Raw genomic sequence first — 3,846 nt, forward strand, 5'->3', positions numbered from 1 at the left:
AGGGGATAGGGGCTAGGGGCTAGGGGCTAGGGAAGCGCGCTCTAGTCCCCCGCCCTTTGGGAGGGGTTAGGGGAGGGCGCGCTCTAGTCCCCCGCCCTTTGGCAGGGGCTAGGGGAGGGCGCGCTCTAGTCCCCCGCCCTTTGGGAGGGGTTAGGGGAGGGCGCTCTTCCCTAGCCTCTATTGCGGTTGCCGATGGCCCATAGATAGGGTATCTTGAAGCCCCAAGGCGAACAGACAGAGGCGCTAACAGACGGCACAGACTCCGTATGTGATCGTCTTGAATCTGCGTAATCTGCGAAATCTGTGGATTACTTCTTCTTCAAGGAAGGGGCGCATGAAAATCGCCATCATCGGCACCGGACACGTCGGCGCGGCGCTGGGCAAGGGCTGGGCGGCGCGAGGGCACATGGTCACCTTTGGCTCGCGCCAGCCGGGCAACCCAAAGGTCGGCGCGCTGCTGGAGGACGCCGGCCCCAACGCCTCGGCCGCCGCCGTGCGCGACGCCGTGGCCCGCAGCAGCATCGTCGTCCTGGCCGTGCCCTACAGCGCCGCCCGCGAGCGGCTGGAGATGGCCGGCGACCTGGCCGGCAAAGTCCTCATCGACTGCACCAACCCCATCGCCCCCGGCCTGCGCTCGGCCGTAGGCAACGGCGAGTCGGGCGCGGAGCAGATCGCCGCCTGGGCCCCCAAGGCCAAGGTGGTTAAGGCGTTCAACACCACCGGCGCGGAGAACATGGCCGCCCCCGCCTATAACGGCCAGCCGACGACGATGTTCCTGTGCGGCGACGACGAGATGGCCAAGGCGGCCGTCTGGCAACTGGCCGAGGAACTGGGCTTCGAGGTCGTCGATGCCGGCGACCTCTCCGCCGCTCGCCACCTGGAGAACCTGGCCCTGCTGTGGATCCACCTGGCCCAGGTCAGCGGGATGGGGCGGGGGATTGCGTTTCGGTTGGTGCGGCGGTAGGGGCGCACCTGCGTGTGCGCCCCCCTGCGCGTGCGCCCCCTGCGCGCGGGGGGCAGACACGCAAGGGGGCAGACACGCAAGGGCGCAGACACACGCAAAGGGGCAGACACACGCAAAGGGGCAGACACGCAGGTCTGCCCCTACCCAAACGGCACGTACACCCGAAACACCTCCACATCCCCCGGCTGTTGCTCAAACGCGCCCACGTCGCAGCGGGCGCCGGCGGGGCGGGGCGCGCCGCGCTGGTCGGTCTTGATGATCGTGCCGCAGCCGGCCGCGCCGGGCGGAATGCGGTCGAGGGCAGCGCTGGCGAAGCGCAGCCCGTGGGTCGCCGTCGCGCCGGGCGGGTTCAGCGCCAGCGGCTCCAACCCGGCCAGCGCCGCCGGCTGGTCGCTACCCTGCAACAGGTTGCACGTGCCGTCCCCCGCCAGGTTGTAGCCGGTGGAGATGATGCTGCCGCTCGGCCGCTCGCAGTCGGGGCCGTCGCCGGCGCTGTTGCTGACGAGGGTCGCCGTCAGCGTGGCCGTGGACGCGCCGCCGAAGGCCACGGTGTGGATGCCCCCGCCCCCCGCGCCGGCCGTGTTGCCCGCCAGGGTGCTGTAGGCCAGATTGGCCGCCGCGCTGCCGTCGGCCACGGCGCTGTGCAGCCCGCCGCCGTCGACGTCGGCCCGGTTGGCCGACAGCGTGGCGTTGAACAGCGTCAGTTGCACCGTCCCGCCGCCGCGCGCCCAGTTGGCGATGCCGCCGCCGGCGTTCGTCGCCCGGTTATGGGCCAGGGTCGATTGCACCACGTCGAGCTGGCTGCCGCCGCCGTTCTGCGCGCCGTGGAAGAGGCCCCCGCCGGCCGCGGCCCGGTTGCTCTCCACCGCGCTGCGAATGACGTTGGCCGAGACGCGCCCGCCGTCGGCCAGACTGCCCAGCCCGCCCCCTTGCTGGCCGACGTTCTGCAAGAGCGTGTTGTCGGTCATGGTCAGGTTGACCACGCCCTCCGCCTCGGCCAGCAGCCCAATGCCGCCCCCGTCGCCCGTGGCGCGGTTGTAGCGCACCGCCACCCGGGTCAGCGCGACGCCCGCGACATGGCCGCCCGTGGCGTAGGCGTGCAGGCCGCCGCCCAGCGCCGCCTCGTTGCCGGTCACGATGGCGTCGGTCATGGTCAGCGACGCCCGGCCGGCGACGGCCTCGACGTAGACGCCGCCGCCGCGCGCGGCGCTGTTGCCGGCGATGGTGCTGTTGGCGATGGTCAGATTCCCGGCGTTGTGGATGCCGCCGCCCCGCTCGGCCGAGCCGCCGGCGACGATGATGGCGCGGACGGTGGCCGTCGTGCCCGCGGCGACGCTGAGGACGGGGCCGTGGCCGCCGCCGTCCAGCGTGTGGCCGCCGCCGTCCAGGATCAGGCTGGTCGCCGCCGGGTTATTGAGCGGCGGCAAGGGGGCGGTCAGGGTGATGCTGGCCGTCAGGGTGATGGTATGCGTCCCGGCCCCGGCGGCGTTGACGGCGGCGAGGGCGGCGACCAGTTCGGCCTCGGTGGCCGCGGTCAGGTCGGCGGCGCGGGCGGGCGGCGCGCCGAACAGGGCGGCGAGCATGAGCGCGATCAGGACAAGCACAACGGCGATAGGACGCATAACAGATCTCCTTTGGTTTGTAGCGCGTTTTGGCAAACCGCGATTGGCGGCGGGTTGACAACCCGCGCTACACTAACGCGGCTGCCGGCTGCGCAACACCAGATAGATGCCGGCCAGCACCACGCCGCCGCCCAGCGCCTGGACGACCGTCAGCGCCTCGCCCAGGAAGGGCACGGCCAGCAGCCCCGTGACCACCGGGTGCAACAGCAGGATGGGCGAGACGGTGGAGGCCGGCAGATAGCCCAGCGCGTAGGCCACGGCCATCTGCCCGCCGACGTGGACGACCAGCCCCAGCCCCAGGAAGTTGAGGTAGGTGAAGGTCGAATAGCCGGTCAGCGGTTGGCCCAGCAGGCGCGTCATCAACCACAGGATGACCGCCGAGCCGGCCGACGACAGCCAGAAGGCGGTCAGGGTGTTCAGCTTCTGCCGGCTGCGCTGGACGACGAGAAAGTAGCCGGCGTAGAACATACCGGAGAAGATGCCGAACAGCGTGCCCAGCCCCACGTCGTTCAGCGCGTCCACGCCCAGGATGACTGCCGCGCCGAGCATCGCCACCAGCAGCCCCAACCAGAACAGCCGGCCCGGCCGCTCGCCGAAGAACAGTATCGCCCCCAGCCCGACCCAGATGGGCGCGGTGTTGCCCATTAGCGTCGGGTTGGTGGCCCCGCTGATGAGGATGCCCGTGTTCCAGAAGAACAGGTCGCCGGCGAAGAAGAGGCCCCCCAGCAGGGCGATGGCGATCTCGCGCCGGCCGGGGTGGGCCTGGGTCAGCCAGCCGCGCACGAAGAGCGGGGCCAGCACGGCGCTGGCGATGGCCATGCGGTAGAAGCCGGCCACCGCCCCCGGCGCGTCGGCCAGACTGACGAAGATGCCGGAGAAGCCCATGCCCAGCAGACCCAACGCGAGGGCGGCGTAGGCGCGGGTGGGGTGGGCGGGGCGGGCGGGTGCTTGTTCCATTGATATGGTCGTGTGCTGGAGTTTGGAGCAGGGGAGCAGGGGAGCGGGGGTGCAGGGGAGAAAGAAGCGCTTTGAACCCGCGCCGCCGGCCCTACCTAGCGCGCATCTGAGCATGCGCCCCCCCACCCCAGCTACCCCCCCCCCCGCTACCAATCCCGACGTATAAAAAAACCCGCATAAAAGCCCCAAAGCAAAAAACCCCAAACAACCAAAACAAAATGGAAAAAACAACAAAAAAAAACAACCCCCAAAAAAAAAAAACCCCAAACACGAAAAAAAAAAAGCCCCAAAACAAGACCCGCC

At 69.9% G+C, this 3,846-nt stretch carries 3 protein-coding genes; 1 reads left to right on the forward strand and 2 read right to left on the reverse strand.

Annotated elements, in window-relative coordinates; genetic code table 11:
• Window positions 1–268: 268 nt before the first annotated feature.
• Window positions 269–964, forward strand: a complete 696-nt coding sequence (locus ACE3UY_RS00870; protein ID WP_374685669.1) for an NADPH-dependent F420 reductase — start codon at window positions 269–271, stop codon at window positions 962–964.
• Between the two features lie 140 nt (window positions 965–1,104).
• On the opposite strand, the gene ACE3UY_RS00875 is transcribed toward ACE3UY_RS00870, so the two are convergent.
• Together ACE3UY_RS00875 and ACE3UY_RS00880 are read right to left on the reverse strand one after the other, a co-directional pair.
• The gene (locus tag ACE3UY_RS00875; protein WP_374685670.1) at window positions 1,105–2,586 is read right to left on the reverse strand and encodes a choice-of-anchor Q domain-containing protein; all 1,482 of its coding nucleotides are present in this window, start codon (window positions 2,584–2,586) and stop codon (window positions 1,105–1,107) included.
• Window positions 2,587–2,658: 72 nt separating this feature from the next.
• Window positions 2,659–3,543: a DMT family transporter gene (locus tag ACE3UY_RS00880; RefSeq protein ID WP_374685671.1), complete on the reverse strand. Its 885-nt coding sequence runs from the start codon at window positions 3,541–3,543 to the stop codon at window positions 2,659–2,661.
• Between the last annotated feature and the right edge of the window lie 303 nt (window positions 3,544–3,846).

This window comes from Promineifilum sp. (SeqCode), assembly GCF_041918635.1.
GTDB lineage: Bacteria > Chloroflexota > Anaerolineae > Promineifilales > Promineifilaceae > Promineifilum.